At 55.9% G+C, this 19,762-nt stretch carries 20 protein-coding genes; 9 read left to right on the forward strand and 11 right to left on the reverse strand.

The window, feature by feature from the left end; translation table 11 throughout:
- Positions 1 to 64 precede the first annotated feature (64 nt).
- On the reverse strand, positions 65 to 847 hold the full coding sequence (locus TW80_RS13910; protein ID WP_045998031.1) for a GntR family transcriptional regulator: 783 nt from the start codon (positions 845 to 847) through the stop codon (positions 65 to 67).
- A gap of 31 nt (positions 848 to 878) precedes the next feature.
- Between TW80_RS13910 and TW80_RS13915 the strand changes: the two genes are divergently transcribed.
- The 7 genes from TW80_RS13915 (at position 879) to TW80_RS13940 (ending at position 8,001) form a co-directional block, all read left to right on the forward strand.
- Positions 879 to 2,123: an MFS transporter gene (locus tag TW80_RS13915; protein ID WP_162197180.1), complete on the forward strand. Its 1,245-nt coding sequence runs from the start codon at positions 879 to 881 to the stop codon at positions 2,121 to 2,123.
- A gap of 137 nt (positions 2,124 to 2,260) precedes the next feature.
- Positions 2,261 to 3,343: a sugar ABC transporter substrate-binding protein gene (locus TW80_RS13920; protein WP_045998032.1), complete on the forward strand. Its 1,083-nt coding sequence runs from the start codon at positions 2,261 to 2,263 to the stop codon at positions 3,341 to 3,343.
- 3 nt (positions 3,344 to 3,346) lie between these two features.
- On the forward strand, positions 3,347 to 4,942 hold the full coding sequence (locus TW80_RS13925) for a sugar ABC transporter ATP-binding protein (protein WP_045998033.1): 1,596 nt from the start codon (positions 3,347 to 3,349) through the stop codon (positions 4,940 to 4,942).
- Positions 4,939 to 5,937 (forward strand): ABC transporter permease, encoded by a 999-nt coding sequence (locus tag TW80_RS13930; protein WP_045998034.1) that lies wholly within the window; start codon positions 4,939 to 4,941, stop codon positions 5,935 to 5,937. The genes TW80_RS13925 and TW80_RS13930 overlap by 4 nt, the downstream gene beginning before the upstream one ends.
- A complete protein-coding gene (locus TW80_RS18140) occupies positions 5,937 to 6,104 on the forward strand; it encodes a hypothetical protein (RefSeq protein WP_157033281.1) in 168 nt (55 codons plus the stop codon). Before TW80_RS13930 ends, TW80_RS18140 begins: the two co-directional genes overlap by 1 nt.
- The gene (locus tag TW80_RS13935; protein ID WP_052701000.1) at positions 6,101 to 7,387 is read left to right on the forward strand and encodes an amidase; all 1,287 of its coding nucleotides are present in this window, start codon (positions 6,101 to 6,103) and stop codon (positions 7,385 to 7,387) included. The genes TW80_RS18140 and TW80_RS13935 overlap by 4 nt, the downstream gene beginning before the upstream one ends.
- Before the next feature lie 14 nt (positions 7,388 to 7,401).
- The gene (locus tag TW80_RS13940; protein ID WP_045998035.1) at positions 7,402 to 8,001 is read left to right on the forward strand and encodes a malonic semialdehyde reductase; all 600 of its coding nucleotides are present in this window, start codon (positions 7,402 to 7,404) and stop codon (positions 7,999 to 8,001) included.
- A gap of 21 nt (positions 8,002 to 8,022) precedes the next feature.
- Here TW80_RS13940 and TW80_RS13945 read toward each other — a convergent pair whose 3' ends face one another.
- From TW80_RS13945 to TW80_RS13990, 10 genes are all read right to left on the reverse strand, one after another.
- Positions 8,023 to 8,661, reverse strand: a complete 639-nt coding sequence (locus TW80_RS13945) for an isochorismatase family protein (RefSeq protein ID WP_045998036.1) — start codon at positions 8,659 to 8,661, stop codon at positions 8,023 to 8,025.
- A 108-nt stretch (positions 8,662 to 8,769) separates the two neighbouring features.
- Entirely contained in the window at positions 8,770 to 9,276 is a 507-nt protein-coding gene (locus TW80_RS13950) for a DUF3299 domain-containing protein (RefSeq protein ID WP_045998037.1), read from the reverse strand.
- Positions 9,270 to 9,785: a DUF3299 domain-containing protein gene (locus tag TW80_RS13955; RefSeq protein WP_052701001.1), complete on the reverse strand. Its 516-nt coding sequence runs from the start codon at positions 9,783 to 9,785 to the stop codon at positions 9,270 to 9,272. Before TW80_RS13955 ends, TW80_RS13950 begins: the two co-directional genes overlap by 7 nt.
- Positions 9,782 to 11,032 (reverse strand): ABC transporter permease, encoded by a 1,251-nt coding sequence (locus TW80_RS13960; RefSeq protein WP_045998038.1) that lies wholly within the window; start codon positions 11,030 to 11,032, stop codon positions 9,782 to 9,784. Before TW80_RS13960 ends, TW80_RS13955 begins: the two co-directional genes overlap by 4 nt.
- Positions 11,029 to 11,724 (reverse strand): ABC transporter ATP-binding protein, encoded by a 696-nt coding sequence (locus tag TW80_RS13965; RefSeq protein ID WP_045998039.1) that lies wholly within the window; start codon positions 11,722 to 11,724, stop codon positions 11,029 to 11,031. The genes TW80_RS13960 and TW80_RS13965 overlap by 4 nt, the downstream gene beginning before the upstream one ends.
- A 7-nt stretch (positions 11,725 to 11,731) precedes the next feature.
- Positions 11,732 to 12,316: a DUF2796 domain-containing protein gene (locus TW80_RS13970; protein WP_045998040.1), complete on the reverse strand. Its 585-nt coding sequence runs from the start codon at positions 12,314 to 12,316 to the stop codon at positions 11,732 to 11,734.
- Between the two features lie 30 nt (positions 12,317 to 12,346).
- Positions 12,347 to 13,801 (reverse strand): ABC transporter ATP-binding protein, encoded by a 1,455-nt coding sequence (locus tag TW80_RS13975; protein WP_045998041.1) that lies wholly within the window; start codon positions 13,799 to 13,801, stop codon positions 12,347 to 12,349.
- The gene (locus tag TW80_RS13980) at positions 13,798 to 14,616 is read right to left on the reverse strand and encodes an ABC transporter permease subunit (RefSeq protein ID WP_084625807.1); all 819 of its coding nucleotides are present in this window, start codon (positions 14,614 to 14,616) and stop codon (positions 13,798 to 13,800) included. Before TW80_RS13980 ends, TW80_RS13975 begins: the two co-directional genes overlap by 4 nt.
- Positions 14,613 to 15,542, reverse strand: coding sequence for an ABC transporter permease (locus tag TW80_RS13985; RefSeq protein WP_045998042.1), 930 nt, complete (start codon positions 15,540 to 15,542; stop codon positions 14,613 to 14,615). Before TW80_RS13985 ends, TW80_RS13980 begins: the two co-directional genes overlap by 4 nt.
- Complete coding sequence (locus TW80_RS13990) at positions 15,539 to 17,101, reverse strand: ABC transporter substrate-binding protein (RefSeq protein ID WP_239450556.1); 1,563 nt, start codon at positions 17,099 to 17,101, stop codon at positions 15,539 to 15,541. The genes TW80_RS13985 and TW80_RS13990 overlap by 4 nt, the downstream gene beginning before the upstream one ends.
- Before the next feature lie 249 nt (positions 17,102 to 17,350).
- Here TW80_RS13990 and TW80_RS13995 point away from each other — a divergent pair, with 249 nt between their 5' ends.
- Both TW80_RS13995 and TW80_RS14000 read left to right on the forward strand, forming a co-directional pair.
- Positions 17,351 to 17,761, forward strand: coding sequence for an RrF2 family transcriptional regulator (locus TW80_RS13995; protein ID WP_045998044.1), 411 nt, complete (start codon positions 17,351 to 17,353; stop codon positions 17,759 to 17,761).
- Positions 17,762 to 17,929: 168 nt separating this feature from the next.
- Positions 17,930 to 19,669 (forward strand): vanadium-dependent haloperoxidase, encoded by a 1,740-nt coding sequence (locus TW80_RS14000; protein ID WP_045998045.1) that lies wholly within the window; start codon positions 17,930 to 17,932, stop codon positions 19,667 to 19,669.
- The last annotated feature ends 93 nt before the right edge of the window (positions 19,670 to 19,762 follow it).

The following is a 19,762-nucleotide window of genomic DNA, read 5'->3' on the forward strand; positions in this document are numbered from 1 at the left end:
TTCTCCTTGCTGGTTTTTTTGGCGTAATCAGCCTGCCAGCGATGTGAGTTTGAGCGGAGTGCGCCTACTTTTCATCGGCCAGCAGAATCGTTCTGTAATTGAAGCGCTCGGTCGGGAGAGTTTGGATCGCGTATTCAAGCATGCGTCCGCGTGACGACAAATAGCGTCGCGTCATGCGTAGGCCCAATGACCCCTCGGCGACATCTAACTTTTCAGCAAGCATCCCTTCGATTTGGATCGGCTTGAGTTCTTGGTGAATAGAGGTGATGCGCTCTCCGGTGTAATTTTCGATCATCTGAAACAGCGCCTTGCGCAGAACGTCGACCCCCTGAAGCACCTCCTTTACGCTTTCGTCGAGATAGGCCTCGTTCCAGCAAAATGGGACAGTTTCCCCTTTAAAATAACGTAATCCAGCGGCGTGAGTGAATTTGCGACCCGATGTAACCTGTAACTCGTCCGCCAAAGCTCCGCGCGCGATCACTTCAGTCTTTGTTTCAAAGAACAGTTCCGATTCATTGGAGAAATCGAACAGATCGTGGCGCGATTGTCCGCGAAAGCGCGTGCTGAAATCTGAACCGCGCGATTCGACTTTGGTGCCGACACCTTTGCGTGCAGACAGCGTCCCGTTGCGTTTGAGTTGTTCAATCGCTTGCCGCACGGTGTGGCGTGAGACCTGAAACGCTTCAACCAGTTCGGCCTCGGTCGGGAGCAAACTGCCCACTGGGTATACTTCGTCGCGAATGCGCTGTTCGAGCCGATGAGCAATTTGAAGATATAGGGGGGTATCACGCTTTAGGTTTGCCAACTGAATTTCTGCCTCTTGCAATTTGTACGTACATATGAGCATTGTTGTGTGCACGACTGCGGAAGGTATGCTCTTGTCTCACACTATTATGTCAACAGGTACGGACTTTGGCGAGACCAAGTCCAACCCAACACAACTTTGGCTCACTTTGGGTCGTATGACGGGTGTTCAGATCGCCGCAAGTGCGAGCGTGCTAGGTTTGACAGCGCTGGCGCCGATTGTTGCCGAAACACTGGGTGTGGGCGCATATTGGATCGGCTATCAAGTCAGCTTTATCTATTTTGCTGGTTTGTTCGCCTCGTTAAGTGCGGGTAGCCTGGTGCAGCGTTTAAGTGGCGAGGCGATTATTCTGGTCGAACTTCTCCTGCTCATCGCGGGGTTGCTTTTGCTAGTATCTGCGTCACCGGCTTTGATGATCTTGGCTTCTGTTCTGTTGGGCGTGGCCTACGGCATTAATAACCCGGCTTCTTCGGTCATCTTGCACAAGGTGACGCCAGATTCGCGACGCAGTTTGATATTTTCGCTGAAGCAAAGCGGTGTGCCGTTAGGCGCAGTCGTGGCCAATGTTATTTTGCCTTCGCTGGCGCTTTGGCTCGGGGGATGGCAAGTTGCGATCCTGAGCTTGGCGGTTTTGCCTGCTTTGCTTTTGCCTGCCACGTTCCGCCGCATGATGCAGGCAACTGTGCCCAGTTTCGCCAAAGGTAAGGGGATCGTTGCAACTGCGATTGCAGAGCAACGTGCCGTCCTGACAGATCCATCTTTGCGCACGTTAGCAGCATTGGGCTGTCTTTATTCGGCGATGCAACTGACAGTGACGGCATTCGCTGTGGTGTCTTTGGTGGATATTGGGTGGAGCATTCCTGCAGCCGGACTGTTAGGGGCGGCCCTACAAGTTGCTGGGGCAACGGGGCGCGTCGGTTGGGGCGTCGTTGCGGATCGCTGGGGGCCGTTTCGCGTGCTTTCGATGCTGGGGTTTGTCGGCGGGATATTGTCCTGTGCATTGTATTTTCAGCCGGCTTTGCCAGGCGCAGTGCTGTCGCTGATAATGATTTTCTTGGGCGCCTGTGCTTCGGGGTGGAATGGCGTGTTTTTGGCTGCGATAGCGCGTTCTGCTGACCCGAACCGTGTGGGTGCCGCAACGGGCGCGATACTATCTTACACGTTTGTTGGCGTCATTGTGGGGCCTTCGATATTTGCTCTGATTTTCCATGTGCTGGGAAGCTACCAATCGTGCTTTGCCGTATTTTCGGTTCCGGGATTCGTTGGGGGAGTTTTAGGTGTGCGCCGTCACCTCAAGAATAGATATGTACGTACATAATAAAATGGCAGTTGTCGCAAAATTTTGCCGTAAAAATCATCAATATAGAAATTATAACCCATAAAGTGACAATAATCATTATGTAGATACATAATGTACGGACATACTGAAGGAGGACCATCAGAGGGAACTTCAGGATGACTTTTCGTAATAGTTTATGGCTAATTCCAATGATCTTGCCGGGGGCCGTGCACGCCGATGCGATGGCGGATGCACAGGCGCTTATCGCGACACATACCGAAATTCCGGTGTTTGTCCCGCCCGGCGAACCTTTTGACGCACGGTCGTGCATGGCGGACAAATCAGTTTTTTCGATCCCAGTGTCGATGACCATTCCCTTTGCTGTGGCGCTAGAGGATGGGATGGCCCGCGCTGCCGCCGAAGTCGGGTTCGAGTACACCGTTTGGGAAACGCAGGGCGGCATGGATTCATATATCCAAGGTGTCGATCATGCGGTGACACAGGGTTACGATTTGATCGATTTGGCGGGTGGCATCAACCCTGTTTGGATCGGGCCGCAGCTATTGCAGGCCAAAGAGTCTGGAGCGGTCATCACCACCACGCATTTATATGATGAAACCCAAGAGCAGGCGGATTTTGTCGATGCGTCTGCTAGGGTGCCTTTCTCATCCGTTGGTGAGATTTTGGCGGCTTGGGCCTACGTGGAAACAGAAGGCGCGCCAAATGTTTTGATCATCGGCTCGGATGACGTTTTGCCCACAGGTCCATTTGTTGAGAGCATTCAAGATCAACTGAGCACATATTGCCCTGAGTGTGAGCAGCAATATCTCAACGTACCACTAGCTGAATGGGGTACGCGTATTCAGTCGGGTGTGCAATCTGCGCTGTTGGCGAACCCGGATATCAATTACATCCTGCCGATCTATGACAGCATGTCCCAGTTTGTGACGCCGGCCTTGCGGATCGCGGGTGTCGAGGTTCCCATCGCGAGCTTTAACGGAACGCCGTTTGTGTTGGACATGGTGCGTGAGGGCACGGTCAAAATGGACATCGGCGAAAGCTTGGGCTGGGCAGGCTACGCAGCTGTTGACGCTCAGATGCGCCAGCTTTGTGGGCTCGAGGTGCCCGAGGATCTGGGTATTCCGCTGTTGATCTTTGATAGCGCCAATGTCGAAACCGCAGGCATCCCCGCTAACTTTGATGATGGCTATGGTGATGCGCATATCGCGGGATATCGTGCACTTTGGATGTTGGACTGATCCATGACTGTGCAGCCTCTTGATGCCCTTGGTGTGGCACCTCATGACGCGGACATTTTGCGGATGTCGCACATCCGAATGAAGTTTGGCGCGGTCGAAGTCCTAAAGGACGTCAACCTCACACTTCGGCGCAAGGAAATCGTGGGGCTGCTCGGTGCGAATGGCTCTGGAAAGTCGACGTTGATCAAGGTTCTGGCGGGGTTCAATTCGCCAGAACCAAACAGTGTTGTCCGGCTGTGGGGGGAAACCTTGCCGCTGCCTCTTGATGCGGCGCGTATTCGGCAAATGGGCGTAGCCTTTGTGCATCAACACCTTGCCCTGGTGCCGAGCCTTTCGGTGATTGATAACATGCTGATTTCAGACACCACGCGCAGGCCATATGGCATTCGCTGGCGTGCCGAGAAACGGAAGATCCAAGCGCTTCTTGATGAATTTGGCCTTGCGATTGATCCCACGGCGACGGTCGAGACATTATCGCCGGTCGAACGGGCGTTTGTCGCTATTGTTCGCGCGTTTGCCGAATTGCGCCGCTCTGACGCGGGGCGCGCCGGAGAGGGTATTCTCGTTCTAGACGAACCAACCCCGTTTTTATCGGTGGAAGACGTTGAAAAATTGTTCGGCGTGTTGCGCGAAATCAAAAAAACTGGCGCGTCGGTCATCATCGTGACGCATGATATTGATGAGGTGCTAAGCCTCACAGATCGCGTCGCGGTTATGCGTGACGGTCGGCTTGCGGCGATGATGCAAACGGACCAGACGACGCGCCAAGAAATCCTTGATACCATCGTGGGGCGCGCGACCTCGGCTTACGTTCGGGCGCCTCGTACAGTGCCGGGCGTGCCCAATGTATCCATCAAGGGGCTTTCTGGCGGGCGCTGCGTGCAATTTGATGCTGAAATCAAGACCGGTGAAATCATCGGTGTTTCTGGGCTAATTGGTTCAGGCTTTGCCGATATTCCCTATCTGTTGTTTGGTGCAGCTCAGGGCGCAGGCCAAATCTCGATCGGTGATAGCGTATTAGAGGTCGCAGGATTGCCCCCGGCCAAGGCGCATGAGGCGGGTATCGCGCTGTTACCCGGTGATCGCATGGGGCAGGGCGGTGTCGGTAGTCTGTCAGTGGCAGAAAATGCGACCTTTCTTGCTTTGCCGCGTATGAAGGGGCCGTTCGGGATCAGTCAGGCAAAAATGACAGCGGGAACGCAGGCGCTGATCGTTGCGCATGACGTGCGACCTGCCAACCCGCAGGCTGACCTTGGCAATCTTTCGGGCGGCAATCAGCAGAAGGTTCTTTTGGGAAAATGGCTCGCTGAAAAGCCGAAGCTGCTTTGTCTCGATGAGCCGACACAAGGTGTCGACTACGGCGCGCGGCAACAGATTTTTAAGGCCTTAGATGACGCCGCCGCCGAAGGCATGTCGATCATCGTTGCCTCGACTGACCACGAACAATTGGCGCAGCTTTGTGACCGGGTGGTTGTGTTCCGACGCGGCGAGCCGGCGCTGACATTGTCAGGGCAAGACGTCACCAAAGACAAGATCGCGCGGGCCTGTCTGGCCAGCGACATTCCACAATCCGAACAACCAATGGAGGTCTCTGCATGACCGCGCAAACAACAATAGCTTCGTCCGCGTTTTTGCAACGCAATTGGGCAAAAGATGCCGAGCGTTTTGCGCTCTTGGGGGCATGGGCAATTTTGATCGCGATCTTTGCTTTTGCGGTGCCTGATACGTTCTTCACATGGCGTACGTTTAGTTCGATGTTTGGGTCTCAGGCCGTCCTTGTTGTGCTTAGTCTCGCAATCCTTGTCCCGTTGACCGCCGGAGATTTCGATCTATCCGCTGCGAATGTGCTCGTTTTCTCCGCGATGCTTGTTGCGGTGACGAATGTGCAATTGGGATTTCCCATTGGGATCTCAATCGTTCTGGCGATCGCTGTTGGGGCGTTTATCGGCGCAATCAATGCTGCGTTTATCCTGTATTTTCGCATTCACTCGCTGATTATCACGCTTGGCGTGGGAACGTTTTTGCAAGGGCTCACGCTGTGGATGTCGCAAAGCCAAACCATCTCGGGGATCTCGATGGGGCTGGTTGAAATGGTGGTGATTAACCGTCTCTTTGGCATTCCATTGGCGTTCTATTACGGGCTAGCGCTGGCATTGGTGATGTGGTGGGTGCTGGAATACACCATCGCGGGGCGCAAGCTATTGTTTGTCGGCCGTGGCCGCGAGGTCGCCCGATTAAATGGCGTCAAAGTAGACCGCGTGCGCATGTTGTCACTCGTTGCCTCATCGACGTTGGCTGCAATCGCTGGTGTGCTTTATGCGGGGATGACGGGATCGGCTGATCCGAATTCTGGCACAACCTTGTTGTTGCCCGCCTTCGCCGCCGCCTTTTTGGGTGCGACAACGCTCTATCCGGGCAGGTTCAATCCACTGGGCACCTTACTGTCAGTTTACTTTCTGATCACAGGGATCACGGGTTTGACCATGCTGGGCGCAGACGCCTTTGTTCAGAGCCTATTTTACGGTGGTGCGCTGGTTGTTGCTGTGTCTTTGTCACAGCTTGTTCGTGGCCGTCAACCACAGAGCTTTGGCTAATGGTGGATGAACAGCTAGTAGAGTTTCTGGGTCGCCCACCAACCGACGCAGATCGCGCAATCTATGCTGACCAGTCTGAGCGGCTTGTGCACGTTTTTGCGAATGCATTGCTACCAATGACCGATGGTTTGCAGGTGCTATCACCGTTTAGCGTGGTGAAGCCATGAACCTGCCAAGGCTCGAGACATTGGCGTCGCTGCGTGCCGCGATCGATCGACGAGAGGTTTCACCGCAAGAATTGCAAGATGCAGCGATGGCCAAAGCATCGACCAGTTCCGCCTTTGCACAAGTGCGCGCGCTGCCTGCTGCCAACGGACCGTTGGCAGGCATACCATTGGCCCATAAGGACATGTTCGACCGCGCGGATGAGCTGACAGGGATGGGTGCGCACCCCAGTGCGGCACGCTTGGGTCAGCAAAACGCGACAGTGCTTGCCCGGCTCGATGCCGCGGGGCAGGCCGACATCGGGCGCCTGCGGATGAGCGAATTTGCGATGGGTCCGTCCGGGCACAATGCGCATCACCAGATGCCTGAAAACCCGGTTGTGCCGGGTGGTATTGCTGGCGGGTCTTCCTCTGGGTCCGGGGTGGCGGTTGCCGCGGGCATTGCCCCGGCTGCTCTTGGGTCCGACACGGGTGGATCGATCCGCATTCCGGCGGCTTGCAATGGTGTTGTTGGTTTTAAGCCGACCCACGGTTTGGTGCCCGTCGATGGTGCGATGCCGCTATCGTGGACACAAGATTGCATTGGGCCTTTGGCGGCTTCGGTCAAATGTGCCACGGAGGTGTTGCAGATTATTGCGGCGTGTTCATTGGATGTGACGGGCGACGTGATGCGGATTGGGTTGCTCGCAGGTGAAATGCAATCGGGCGCGTCAAACCGTATGCAGCAGGCGATCGCAGATGTCGCTTTGATCCTTGAACGGCGCGGCCATCAGATTGCGGATACTGCGCTGCCGTTTTTCGATGCGTTAACAGAACCTGCTAATGTCATTGCCATCAGCGAAGCCGCGACCGTTCACGCAGATCGCCTGAAAACATGCAGCGATACCTATGGGGCACAGGTACGCGCTCGCTTGGTGCAGGCGGCGGCGATACCTGCGCAGGCCTACCTGCGGGCAATGCAGGTACGGGCCGCCGCACAAGCGAAAATGGCCGAAGTCTTAGACGACTTTGACGTGCTGTTAATGCCGACGCTAGCCGATGCGCCACCGCAGGGCGCGGCGGTCGATGTGGGCAATTCGCCTGATCTGGCACAAGTGATCGCGGGTCTGACGCGGTTTACGCGGCCAGCGTCAATTTTGGGACTGCCCGCGCTGAGTTTGCCAATTGCCATGACCGCACAGGGACCACTGTCGGTTCAGATCATCAGTGGACCCTACGCAGAGGGCCGTATTGCCGCAGTGGCGCAAGAAATCGAAACCACACTGGCCTTGCGGTCAGCCACCTAACGAAAGAGAGATTTATGCGAGATACCGCGTTTTCACCCACCGATGAAAGTGTTGCCCGACTGTTCACAAGGGCCCGCAGCCAGAATGGCTGGTTAGATCGCGGTGTCTCGGATGAAACATTGCGCGCGCTGTGGGATATCCTGAAATTTGGCCCGACATCAGCCAACTGTTCGCCGGGGCGATTTGTGTTTGTCGCGACAGACGAAGCACGCGAAAAGCTGCGCCCCGCATTGTCAGGCGGAAATCTGGACAAGACAATGGCCGCGCCTGTCTGCGCAATTATCGCGTGGGACCCCGCGTTTTATGATCAACTGCCGAAACTGTTTCCACATGTTGATGCCCGTCCTTGGTTCACAGGTTCAGAAGAAATTGCCAAGGAGACCGCATTTCGCAATGGGACATTGATGGGGGGGTATCTGATGTTGGCCGCGCGTGCGCTTGGGCTTGATGTGGGGCCGATGTCGGGCTTTGACCCAAAATTAGTTGAGGAAACATTCCTCGCTGAACGCGGTTGGAAGCCAAATTTTCTGTGCAATATCGGGTATGGTGACCCAAGCAAAGTCTTTGATCGTTTGCCGCGTTTGGATTTTGATGAGGCTTGCGCAATCGTCTAACGGCGCAATGCGGGGCGGGGGTTAAACCCCGCGTCCCGCGCTCTGCATGGTCAGGTACTCCAAAACCGATTGTTCGGATACCACATCCGCATATTTCGCATTCATATCGAATAGGTTCGCCTCATGGGGGGCTTCGTGCCGATCTCCGCAAGCGTCAGCAACCACAATTGTGCGAAAGCCGTGGCTCATCGAGTCAACGCAGCTCGCTCGGACACAGCCCGATGTTGTCAGCCCGGTGAGGATCACACTGTCGCAGCCCAGATAGGTCAGTGTAGACGCGAGCGAAGTGCCAAAGAATGCGCTGGGGTATTGTTTCGATAGAATGATTTCGCCGTCACGCGGTGTGAGCCCAGCGACAAACTCTCCGGTTTTTGCACCGGGCAAGAAGGCAGTTAGCGGCGTCGCTTTTTCAAAAAACCGCCCGGCGGTGACACCGGCTGGATCGAGCTCCATCTTTGTTAGGACAATTGGAATATTTGCCAGTGTCGCGGCCTCTCGGATGCGAAGCGCAGAGGCGAGTGCATCGTCAACCTCGGCGTAGAGCGGGCAGTCAGGATCAAAGTATGCCTGCGCAAAATCGATAAGAATTAAACACGGTCGCGTACCATATCCAATTTGCGTTTTGTAAACATCCGCATAGTTTTGATCCAAATCTGCCATCTGTATGTCCTTCTCGTGTAGCTACACTTTGTCCGTACATATGTGTTAGGTCAATGCTGTTGGCGTCCAAGTTTCGATGAAAGAATATGCTAAATGATGACGATGCGTTTAGCTGTCGTAGGGTTCGATCCGGTCGGCAGAGAGCGCGTAGCCAACTTCGGCGAGTTGCGTCGAAGTCGAAGCAGTGCCGAACATCCCTGTCACTGTCACGGCTTCAAAGAATGTCTCGTATGCGTATGGCTGCTCAGAGGTGATTAGAACGAGCTGGTTCGCGGGGGGTGGTGGCACGTGAATGCATGCCCCGACATAGGGGACCAGCATGAACGCGGTGACCCCGGTGCCGCTGAAATCAAGTGGAATGATGAACCCGGAAATGCGGACTGTCTGCCCATTCCAGTCTGTGCGCACACCAGAGGACGCGGGTTGCTGACTGGCCAGCGCGGTTTCGTCATGGGGCAACAACCCCTGCAAATCAGCAGGAATTTGATCTTGTCCAGCTGGGATTAAGTCTTTCCAATCAAGATCGACAATCTGTTCGGCGCGCAGCCCAGATGCAGCAAGGCTGCCAAGCCCGCTAAGGCAAAAGGACCGTCGATTTAGTTTCAAGTTTACCATTCGTAGATCGTAATCTCTTCTGCGTCGATCTGATAGCCGATTTCGGCGATTTCAGAGGATTGCAGTTTCGCGCTTAGGCGGCCGTGGACCCAAATCGCGTCCCAGAGGTTATCGGACGGCCAGGGTGTTTGTGTGTTCACGAGAACCAATTGGTTCGGAGGTGGCGGTGGCACGTGAATGCATGCCCCGACATAAGGCACGAGCACAAAGCTTGATACGCCATTCGCACCTGTGTCGAGCGGGATCATATAGCCCGGCAGCTTTACCGATGCGCCATCGAGCGCAGTGTTCAATTTGGTCGCATTCGCGTCAAAGATCGGCTTCCACGTATCGTTTTGCTCGTCCATTTCGCCTTCGCCGATGATTTCGGAATAAGGCACACCGGGCGGGATTAGATCTTCCCACTTGATTTCTTGATAGGGCGTTGCCTGTGTCCGAAACGGAACGAGCGCGCCGATGCTCGTGGCGAGAATGAATTTCCGGCGGTTAATGTGGTGTGTTTGTTTCATATCTTTACCATCATGCCATCTGCAAGCGAGAGGCGGTAGGCCTTGATCGCAGGAACGAGGCTCGCGATTGCTGCGGCACCAACGACGCAGGCCATGACCCAAAATTCGCGGGCCGTGGGTGCCTCGATCGGTAGCCAGATGCCGAAAGCGGCATCCACCCAAGGCTGCGCGAGCATCAGCCCGACGTAGAGCAGAGCAAACCCCAGAATTGCGCCTATCGCGGCCATGAGCATTGCCTCGCACACCAGCAATCCCAGTATCGTTGTCGGTCGCGCGCCCATCGCCCGCCAAATCGCCATTTCGCGCCGTCGCTCATTCAAGCTAGAGAAAATCATCGCCATCATACCAAGAAGCGCTGTGACCACGACCATCGCTGATACCCCTAAGAGCGCCGTTTCCGCGATACCGACGATTTGCCACAACTCGCTAAGGGCGACACCCGGCAGAATGGCGAGCAGCGGTTCCTCGGGGTATTCGTTGATCCACCGTTGTAATCCAAAGATTTGCAGGCGGGATTCGACGCCGACAAGTGCGGCGGTAATGGCCGTTGGCTTTAGGTCCATGTTTCGAATGACATCAACTGGCGTTGATTGACCGGGAATCTGCGCGCCGCTTTGCCAATCCACATGGATTGCCTCGATTGCTTCTAAGCTGACAATAACCGTTCGGTCGACGGGTGTGCCGGTCTTGGCGATGATCCCTGCGACCCGAAAGGGTTGATCGTCATGCGCCGTAAAAGATGCCAGCCCATGAGATACCACGATGGGGTCGCCAACGGCATAGCCCAAGGTTTCCGCCACATCGGCACCGATTACCGCGTCATAGAGGTCTTGAAGGCCGTGACTATTGGAAATGCTCAGCGACCGACCTCCGCGATATTTGTAGTGTTCAAAGAACGCGGGTGTTGTTCCCATCACCCGGAACTGTCGGTGACTGTCGCCAAGCGAGATTGGAACGATCCAATCCACTTCTGGGCGATCCGCGATGTCTTGATAGCTTTGCCATGTGACGTTGTTCGTGGCGTTGCCGATCCGAAAGACGGAGTAGAGCAAGAGCTGCACTGATCCAGAGCGCGCCCCGACGATCAGATCTGTCCCAGAGATCGTGTCAGCAAAGCTTGCGCGCGCACCTGTGCGGGTTTTTTCGACCCCCAAGAACAGCGCAACCGAAAGAGCGATAGCGAGCACCGTCATCCCAACGGTCAAGGCACGGGCACGAAGCGATCCGATAGCAAGACGAAGGATCATGCTGTGCCCCTGTGTGTTGTCACGATGTCTTGCAAGTTGATCACCCTGTCAAAGCGCTCCCCAAGTCTTTCGTCATGGCTGACCATAAGAAGCGAGGACTTGGCCCGATTTGTTTGATCAAAAAGCAAACTGAGAAAGCTGTCTTGGGTCGCTGCATCAAGCGCGGAGGTTGGTTCGTCCGCGACGATCAGCGGCGGCGATCCAATGAGCGCACGCGCGACCGCCACGCGCTGCTGCTGCCCAACGCTGAGGCTACCTGAGGGTTGGCTCAACACGCCGTCGGGCAAGCCGAGCGCGCGACATAGGCGCGCCGCCTCGTTCAATGGGTCGTTAGCCCTTGCCTTGCGTGCCGGGGCAAAGCGTAACGGAAGTAGGATATTGTCCGCGACACGTGCATAGGGCAGCAAGTTGAACTGCTGAAAGATGACCCCGATCCGATCCGCGCGAAAACGATCGCGACGGCCCGCGCGCATCGCACCAAGGTCGGTCCCGTCAACCACGACACTGCCGCTCTGTGCGGCGACAATTCCGCAAACGAGCGACAACAGCGTCGATTTGCCTGAACCGCTTTCACCAAGAAGCAGCACGCTCTCTGCGTGCCCGATTTCAAATGTCGGACATGAAATCGCGAACCCGCCCCGCCCCGGCCAGGCATAAGAGACATCGGTCATCGACAGGGCAAGTTCAGTCATTGGCGTATCAGCGTTCGTTCAGGCGCAAGCTAGGGTCATTCCGGCTGATCTCGGCGGCACCCGCACCCGCGTCAGTGACATACTGTACTTCGATCTCTTGCGCGTTTCCAAAATTGTCAAAGAACGGAAAGGTGATCTCGGTCAGCTCTTGGGGATGGGCGCAGGCAAAGACGTAGTTCGCACTGAATTCGCTGTGGGACGCGTCATCTGCGTGGTCGTCGTGTTCATGTTCGTCGTGATTGTGGTCATGGTGATCATCGTCATAATGGTGCTCTTCGTCTCCATGCAGATGCGCGCGCGTTTCGGTCAGCCGGCACTCTGCGTCGGGTGAAAGCGTCACGACGTTTTCGGGCAAAACCAACTGCCGGATCGCAGCGGCGACCGCATCTTTGTCGGTGTCAGAACTTGGTTCGTATTCAAAACCAACGATGTCCATGCCCGGCGCATCCAAGTGAATTTCGAGCAGCCCGTCTTCAACTGCGAGCTCTAGGGTGCTGACACCGTGGACATGGGCGTCTAACGCGCGTGTGTCTTGGGCCAAAACCGGCGCGGCAATGAGCGTGGTGATTAATGCCAATGGGACGGTTTTCATGATGATTCCTTTCGTCAAATTATTGAATGGTCATAACGTGGGTATTGCAACGCTTTGGCGTGGTACGTCGGGCGTCGCGTTTTCATGGGATTGCGCATCCAGTGCCAGCACAGTGTCTGCGGTGTTACGGATCAGCGCCGTGTCATGGCTGATGAGCATTAGGGCGACCCCGTCGTCTTGGGTGGTTTGGGTCAAGAGCGCGATCACCCGCTTTTGTGTGATGGGGTCCAGCCGCGAGGTTGGCTCATCCGCGCAGATAAAGCTGGGAGTTCTTAGCAAGACACGCAACAGCGACAGGCGCTGTAGCTCCCCTCCGGATACCGCATCGGGACGACGCTTCAGCAGTGCTGGATCAAGGTCAAGTTGCTCGAGCAACGCGTCAATTTTGCCGTGCGCACAGCCCGAAAAGGCAACAGTGTCATCCAATGTCTGACCAAGGCTGCGTTTGCGGGGAAAGGCGGAAACCGGATCCTGATACAGTTTTTGAAAGCTGTGCGGGGCCTCGCCCGCCCGCCGCAAGACTTGCCCCGCGCGCGGCGTGATCAGCCCCAAGAGCGCATCACCAAGCGAGGATTTACCGCAACCAGACGGGCCGGTCACGCCAAATACATGCCCTTGCGCAATCGAGAACGACACACCCGAAAATAGGGTTTTGTTTGCGCGCGCGACGGTCAAATCATGTGCCGTTACGACAGCAGGAGCGGTGGGGGATCGTGGTTCTTTTGGTGACCAACGCTCGGGGTCTGCCTCCAAGAATTCTTGGGTATAAGTCGCGCGTGGTGAGGCGAAGATCTGATGGGTGTCGCCCTGTTCGACGACCTCGCCCCGACGTAGCACGATCATTTGACTGCCGAGCCGTTGTGCGAGCGCCAGATCATGTGTGATCACCAAAAGCCCGCCGCTGTCGCCCATTTCATTCATCAGCAGCTTCGCAACATCATCGCGGCGCGGCGCGTCGAGCCCTTTGGTTGGTTCGTCTGCGATCACAATCCGCGCACCACCGGCGCGCGCTGCGGCGATGGCAACGCGTTGCGCCATCCCGCCCGATAATGTGTGCGGATATTTGTTTTCAGCGCCAGCGAGGCCTAGGGCAGCGAGGTCATCTCGTGCTTGTCTATCGGCCTGCTGGCGGTGCAATCCCCGGACCAGCGTGTGGGTTTCTGCCACTTGGTTACGGGCGCGCATCAACGGGTCGAGCGACAACCAAGGTTCTTGGGGCAGGACGCCGATTTGTCGCCCCCAAAGGCCGCGAAACTGATCGGGGGCACCGGCATTCAAAATCTGTTTGCCAATCGCAACACGCCCCTTAGCGGTGAGGGTGGCGGGAAGCGTCCCCATAATCGCCTGCGCCATTAGGCTCTTGCCGGATCCAGTTTCGCCAAGAATGACGAGAGGGACGCCGGGATCAAGACGCAATGATAGTGGCTTCAACAGGGTGGTTTTGCCATCCATTATGGTGATGTCTTCGGCTTGGAGTAGGCTCATGATATGCGGCTCCCAGCAAGCAGGGTTAGACCCAAAAGCAGGGTGAAAGTGGCGATGACAGGCGACAAAAGTGCGAGCGGTGCTTCGCGCCAATAGGGCAGTAGCTCAACCATCATCAGGCCCAGTTCCGGCGTCGGTGCGCGCATCCCAACATGCACAAAGCCGAGGGCGGCAATCGCCATAATCGCTGTTGCGGTTCCAAATGCGGCGGCTGTCAGCATCATTGGTGCGATTTCTGGCCAAATATGAACGCGGAACAGATAGACTGGGCCAAACCCCAGCAGTCTTGAGGCCTGCACCGCAGGTGAGGCGATGACCTCTCGCGATGTGGCACGGGTGAGCCGGAAAAATTCGACCCAAAGCACAAGCGAGAGCCCGGCCCAAAACCCAAGCGCTGTCCCCGGGACCATCGCCAGCACGATCAGAACCAACAGAAGTCCGGGCAGCGCCAAGAGCGCATCAGCAACAATGACCAGCAGGCGTTCGATCCAGCCCCCCATCGCCGCCGCCAAGGTCCCAAGCACGAGGCCAGCCCCCGCTGCGGTGATCACTGCGGCAACGGCAATTATTGGCGAGAGCCAAAGTGCATCGACCAAACGATGATAGACTGAGCGCCCAAGATGGTCATACCCCAGCGGTGCTAGCGGTTCCGGCCCGGATAACGCCTTGAGCAAGGATTGTTCAAAGGCGTCACCCGGTACAATCACCGATCCCAGCAATGCAAAAAGTGCGACGACAAAGACAAGCGCAGCCCCGATTATTGGTGTGATCCGCCACGATGTCGACCTTAGGTCCAGTGCGTTCATATGGTTCATGATGCGACCCTCGGATCGATGCGACGGACCGTCAGATCAATGGCCGTATTCACAGCGACAAACCCAAGTCCAAGCACCAAGGCAGTCCCTTGCACCATCGGCACATCGCGCGAAAAGATTGCGTGCACCAATGCGTGCCCGATCCCCGGCCAGCCAAAGATCGATTCAACGATGATGACACCTTCGACCAGTGTCACAAATTGCAGACCCAGATATGTGGTAAGTGGCACGGCAACATTACGTAGCCCATGTCGCAGCAGTGTTTGCCGTGTGGAAAGGCCCTTCCAGTGTGCAAAGCGCCAAAAGGGCATCTCGGCGATGCGGGCCATCGCGTCACGGGCGATACGTGCATTAACAGCGGCAAGCCCAAGCGCTAGCGTGAGGCTTGGCAAGATAAAATGCTTTGCTTCTCCGTGGCCGGCTGCCGGTAGCCAGCGTAACTGTACGGCGATGACGACAATCAAAACCAATGCCATCAAGAATTGAGGGATAGCCTTGAGCCCGGTCGAGACCAAGAGCAGTCCACGGTCGAGCCAACCATTCGGTTTCAGGCCTGCTAGAATACCCAGTGGTGGTCCCATCAACAACGAGAGCAAAATCGCCACGCAGGCCAGCGATACCGACGCACCGAGCTGATGCGTGATCTCGTTTATGACAGGTTGTCCGGTGACCAATGAGTTGCCGAAATCCAGCCGCATCAAATCGCCAAGCCATTGCAAAAGCGCGGGCAGGGCGGGGCCGTCTAGGCCAAGTTCATTGCGGACTGCATCGGCTGCGGCCGCGTCAATGTGGTCATAGCCGTAGCGGCCAGCGGCGATCCGCCATGCCGCATCTCCGGGAAGGCTGCGCATCATAATGAATGTTGCGGTCCCAATCAGAACCGCAACCATCACCGCTTGCACAAAGCGCGAAGCGATTACGTTCATTCTGACCACCGAATTTCCTGAAGGCCAAAGGACCGTTCGAAGGGATCAACGGTCGCGCCGGTGACTGTATCAGAAACGGCAAGCGTTTGTTGATACCAAGCGATTGGGATAATCGGCAACTCCGATTGCAAGATCGCTGCGGCTTGGGCCTTGTGCGTGTTGCTGCCATCACCACGTGCGATGGCCTGTACAAGGTTGGCAAATTCTGCGTTCTGCCAATTCATAGCGCCCCAATCCCCGTTACCGACATAATCGCCGCGCACTGTGCCAATTGGATCAGGGATCAGCGAAAAATTCCGTGCGATTAGCCCAAGATCAAGCGAACCATCTTGGTGCCCGGCAGGTATCTCCGATGAGTTGGTGGTGTTGATGATCAATTCAACGCCGATGGCCCGAAATTGCTGTTCGAGAACCGCAGCCACGAGTGGCAGTTCTGGTCGGTCGGGATATGTCGTCAGGGTAATCGTGAACCGCTCGCTTTCGCGGGTGAGAATGCCGTCTTCTCCGGTCCGCCAGCCCAAATCAGCGAGCAAGGCCCTTGCTTCTTCGGGGTCGTAGGTCAATGGCGCAAGCGCGTCGTCGTGCCATCCTGCGATTGATGGCGGAAAGAGCTGGCTCGCACCTTGGGGGTAACGCAACACGGCTTTTGCGATCCCTGCACGATCGATTCCAAGGCTCAATGCGCGACGTGCTATGGGTTCAGACAGGGCAGGGTGGCCTGCGTTCACTTTGATCAGCAAAGTGCGCGGAATGTCGACGGCCATGACATTGACATGATCCAACATATCCAAACGCGCGACACTGGCAGGGTCAAGTCCAAATACGAATTCTGCCTCACCGGATTCGGCGATGAGAGCGCGGGTTTCTACGCGGCTCACGCCGGAATAGGTAACATCTGCGATATGGGGGGCGTGCCCCCAATAATCGGCAAAGGCTGTCGCATCGAGGCTGAGTGGCGGCTCTAATTGGGTGATTTGGTATGGTCCCGTCCCAATGATCGCGACCCCAGCACCGTCTGGCGCATATGATGCTGGCGCGAGGATTTGATAACGGAAATAGGCGAAATAGGCTGGCAGCGCGCCCACAGGCTCGGACAATGTAACCACAATTGCGCCGTCTTGGGCCGAGATCGCCGTAATTGGCAGATCATTGAGCGGGCCGGGTTTACCTCTTGCAATCTCAAGCGCGTTTAAGACCGTTTCAGGGGTCATCGCTGTTCCGTCGTGGAACTTCACGTTCTCGCGTAGGGTAAATGTCCATGATAGGCGGTCCTCTGACGTTGCCCATGCAGTAGCTAGGCCAGCTGTCAGATTGCCGTCCGCGTCCGCATTGACGAGCGTTTCAGCAATACCCATGCGGGTGAAAATATATCCGCTCGTTGCGGGCTCTGGCGCTTGGATTTCAAATTGCGCAACCACATCAAGCGTATCGTTCGCGGCCGCCAGATTAGGCAATGCGGCAAGGGCAATTGCGGTGCTCATGTTCAATAGAAATTTGGTCATCGGTCGCGTTTCACTTTCTTTGAGAATGCGTTTTTCGGGAAGGGATTGGTGCGACATAGACACCCCCAAAGCAGGGAAGGGATCGCAGCGCTCAGGCGTGTGCCGGTCATATATCGAGCCTAATTAGTGGTTTTCACGTCGGTCTCGGGCGCTCTTGCTCAATTCGCGGGGTGACAAGAATCTGTTTGCCTTGCATATTTTCGGTTCAGAGTGGACGAGGTGAATTCGACTCATGCAACTATATCAGTTACGAGATTCACGCAACAGGAATTGTTGCGTGACTGCGGTGTTAAGGGAAATTCTTGAATGAAACGGAATTCGCGTCTTTCGCTTGCCCTGCATACCTTGGGCCATATGGCTGGCACCCCCACGGAACCGCGCACCTCTGCAGAGATTGCAGAACACGCCGGAACCAATCCTGTGGTCGTCCGGCGGGTCTTGGGCAAGTTGCGCGAGGCGGGATTGCTGATCTCAGAAAAAGGACATGCCGGAGGGTGGCGGCTCGCACGTGATGCCAATCAAATAACGCTTGCTGATGTGTACCTTGCGTTGGACGAACGGCTGGTGGCGAGCGAACCCACGCCAGAGCCGCACGATTGTTCGATCGAACACGCGCTGCATCGCCGCGTTGCCGATGTGATGCAAGACGTCGAACAAAGCCTGATTGCGAGGCTCGCCCAAACCACCATCTTAGAGGTTTGCAAGTCTGACCACTGACCGCGCAGTTGGTGCCATATGCGCAGATTGTCGCGACCTACCGCTGCGCCAACAGGGTAGGGGTATCATGACCGTTATTTCGCGGTTGAGTTGTGCTATTTTGTAAGCGCGTCAGTTTTAGGCGCGTACTTTTTGAATATTCATTTTTTGCAAATTGACGAGGTTATTATGTCAACCAACCGCCAAGAGGCAGCGCGTGCTGCCCGCCGTTCTGCGGCATCACTTGCCCATGGTCGCCCCTATCCCAAGCAATTATCCAACGGCGATGAACAAAAATACTCGGGCGCGAATTTCGCGATGAGTTTCACCAAAGGGCTAGAGCACGATCCCGACACGGGATTGGTCAAAAATCGGGATCATTTCAAAGCATTTCGTACAGCGATCAACGATGGGTATATTGATGCCTTTACCAACCGTGTGCCTGTTCCCAGCTTTCCCGAAGGCCGACGCCAGTGGGAGGCCCCGACAGCGGGTATCGCTTACGATCTCGAAGGTCCGGATGCGCAGGCGGTCACGATGGCACCAGCACCGGCGCTTGGATCAGATGAGCTGTCGTTTGAGATGGCAGAGGTCTATGAACTCGCTCTTTTGCGGGACGTGCCATTTCATGCCTTTGACAGCAATGGCGGCAGTCAGGCCCTGACAGATGCGCGTGATCGGTTGCGCAGCTACGCATATGCGCAAGCGGGTTTTCCGAACCGCCCACGAAAAACTGTGAATGGGCAACTTGACCGCGAGACGCTCTTTCGCGGGTCATCACCCGGTGTCGAAGTCGGCCCGTTTTTATCGCAGTTCCTGCTGATCGGAAACGAAGTGCCAAATTTCATGGATCTGACCGATGGTAAGATCGTTTATGGCGCGCAAGTTATCGACCAGCGCGTTCCCGTCGCCGAAGAGGGCGACGACTATATGACCGACTGGTCCAGTTGGCGCGATGTTCAAGATGGCAAAGACGTGCGCGGCCCCGGTGATTTGGGCCAGCGTTTTATTTCTGGTAAAACGCGGTTTATCCAGACACCTCGGGATCTGGCGACTTATGTCCATTTTGATGCGCTCTATCAGGCCTATCTTAATGCGTGCCTCATTCTGCTGGCCATGGGTGCACCAACCGATCCTGGTTTTGCTCATTTGTCTGGCGCGCGTGACAGCTATCCTTCGGGTGCGTCAGACGGGCGGGCGTCGAATGCGGGTGGATTTGCGCTCTATGGTGGGCCACATATCCTGACGCTTGTGACCGAAGTTGCCACACGTGCGCTCAAGGCTGCACGCTATCAAAAATTCAACAATCACCTTCGCTTGCGCCCCGAGGCGTTGGCCGCGCGGCTTAGCACTGATCACCTGCCAGAAACTGAGTTCCCACAACTGGGCACTGTGTTTTCCGATATGCGTGCGTCGATTCAGCAAACGGTGGATGCGATTAACGCTGCGAATGGCAATGATGATGCGCTGCTGCCAATGGCCTTTGCCGAAGGATCGCCAATGCACCCATCCTACGCTGCGGGTCATGCCACTGTGGCCGGGGCCTGTGTAACGATCCTTAAGGCCTATTTTGACACTGGTGCCGTTTTTGTCACTGATGCCAGTGGGAACAAGAGTTTCCGCCACGCCCAGAAAGGCGATACGCCAATCGCTTATGAAGCATTTCAAAATGGTGGTGCGCTGCGCACAGTTGACGTTCCAAGCGCTCTTACTTTGGGGGGTGAGTTGAACAAACTGGCTGCGAATATCTCGATCGGTCGCAATATGGCTGGAGTGCACTATTTCTCGGACTATTACGACAGTCTGCGGATGGGCGAGGAAATCGCTATCGGCATGCTCGAAGAGCAAGCGCTATGCTATCCGACCGACCCGTTTGTGATGTCTGTCGAAACATTTGACGGTGATACCGTTCACATCGGAGCGCGCTAATCAGGCGCCCCTGTTGACGCGCGTCGACAGGGGCGATCACGCATGTTCACAGACCACCCTGATTGCATTTAGGATGTGCGTGCGGGGTAGAGT

Origin of the sequence: Loktanella sp. S4079, assembly GCF_000967725.1 — a bacterium.
Lineage (GTDB): Bacteria > Pseudomonadota > Alphaproteobacteria > Rhodobacterales > Rhodobacteraceae > Yoonia.

Bases quoted from the DNA above. Each gene is read 5' to 3' on its own strand.
- TW80_RS13910 (WP_045998031.1), bottom strand. From the start codon at position 847: ATGCTCATATGTACGTACAAATTGCAAGAGGCAGAAATTCAGTTGGCA.
- TW80_RS13920 (WP_045998032.1), top strand. From the start codon at position 2,261: ATGACTTTTCGTAATAGTTTATGGCTAATTCCAATGATCTTGCCGGGG.
- TW80_RS13925 (WP_045998033.1), top strand. From the start codon at position 3,347: ATGACTGTGCAGCCTCTTGATGCCCTTGGTGTGGCACCTCATGACGCG.
- TW80_RS13930 (WP_045998034.1), top strand. From the start codon at position 4,939: ATGACCGCGCAAACAACAATAGCTTCGTCCGCGTTTTTGCAACGCAAT.
- TW80_RS18140 (WP_157033281.1), top strand. From the start codon at position 5,937: ATGGTGGATGAACAGCTAGTAGAGTTTCTGGGTCGCCCACCAACCGAC.
- TW80_RS13935 (WP_052701000.1), top strand. From the start codon at position 6,101: ATGAACCTGCCAAGGCTCGAGACATTGGCGTCGCTGCGTGCCGCGATC.
- TW80_RS13940 (WP_045998035.1), top strand. From the start codon at position 7,402: ATGCGAGATACCGCGTTTTCACCCACCGATGAAAGTGTTGCCCGACTG.
- TW80_RS13945 (WP_045998036.1), bottom strand. From the start codon at position 8,661: ATGGCAGATTTGGATCAAAACTATGCGGATGTTTACAAAACGCAAATT.
- TW80_RS13950 (WP_045998037.1), bottom strand. From the start codon at position 9,276: ATGGTAAACTTGAAACTAAATCGACGGTCCTTTTGCCTTAGCGGGCTT.
- TW80_RS13955 (WP_052701001.1), bottom strand. From the start codon at position 9,785: ATGAAACAAACACACCACATTAACCGCCGGAAATTCATTCTCGCCACG.
- TW80_RS13960 (WP_045998038.1), bottom strand. From the start codon at position 11,032: ATGATCCTTCGTCTTGCTATCGGATCGCTTCGTGCCCGTGCCTTGACC.
- TW80_RS13965 (WP_045998039.1), bottom strand. From the start codon at position 11,724: ATGACTGAACTTGCCCTGTCGATGACCGATGTCTCTTATGCCTGGCCG.
- TW80_RS13970 (WP_045998040.1), bottom strand. From the start codon at position 12,316: ATGAAAACCGTCCCATTGGCATTAATCACCACGCTCATTGCCGCGCCG.
- TW80_RS13975 (WP_045998041.1), bottom strand. From the start codon at position 13,801: ATGAGCCTACTCCAAGCCGAAGACATCACCATAATGGATGGCAAAACC.
- TW80_RS13980 (WP_084625807.1), bottom strand. From the start codon at position 14,616: ATGAACCATATGAACGCACTGGACCTAAGGTCGACATCGTGGCGGATC.
- TW80_RS13985 (WP_045998042.1), bottom strand. From the start codon at position 15,542: ATGAACGTAATCGCTTCGCGCTTTGTGCAAGCGGTGATGGTTGCGGTT.
- TW80_RS13990 (WP_239450556.1), bottom strand. From the start codon at position 17,101: ATGTCGCACCAATCCCTTCCCGAAAAACGCATTCTCAAAGAAAGTGAA.
- TW80_RS13995 (WP_045998044.1), top strand. From the start codon at position 17,351: ATGAAACGGAATTCGCGTCTTTCGCTTGCCCTGCATACCTTGGGCCAT.
- TW80_RS14000 (WP_045998045.1), top strand. From the start codon at position 17,930: ATGTCAACCAACCGCCAAGAGGCAGCGCGTGCTGCCCGCCGTTCTGCG.